A 504-nucleotide genomic window follows, 5' to 3' on the forward strand; every position below is an offset into this window, starting at 1 on the left:
GCCGACGAGGGAGAGGGAGGAGGAGCTGAAGAGGCTCTACCAAGAGGCGCCGGCGGCGATTTCTCTTCTACTGAAGGCCGGCGCTAAGCCGGGTGAGGAGTCGGCTAAGCTTGTTGAGACGTTTAGGAGGGAGGCCGTCGAGGCCGCTTCTGCAGAGCTTGCGAGGTTGAGGGCTGAGCTGGAGAAGTACCTAGACCCCGACTCGGCGAGGCTGTTGATTAGAATCGCCTCCATCTCGCCCTCCGCGGCTGAGGCGGCTCTGGCTCTGTACTCAGCGAGGGAGGTTGTAGCCGGCGCCAAGGACGTGGAGAGGGCTAGGGCTGTGTTGAAGGAGTACGTCAAGGCGCTGGAGGCCTATCCGCGCCTGGTTGAATACCTAAAGGCTCCCGTGCTGGGGGAGAGGGAGCTGGCGTATGTGATATGGGCCGCCGAGAGGCTGGGCCTCAAAACGGCGTCTGAGATGCTAAAGGCGCTGGGGAGGGCCTACGAGCTTTTCGACGCCTA

General features: G+C 62.5%; 1 protein-coding gene. It reads left to right on the forward strand.

The genetic code is table 11. The features are described from left to right. Positions 1-504 (forward strand): hypothetical protein (locus tag ACP5J3_RS15090; protein WP_428496420.1); only part of this gene is annotated, 504 nt, incomplete at both ends.

The sequence above is a fragment of the Pyrobaculum sp. genome, assembly GCF_049971835.1.
Classification (GTDB): Archaea; Thermoproteota; Thermoprotei; order Thermoproteales; family Thermoproteaceae; genus Pyrobaculum.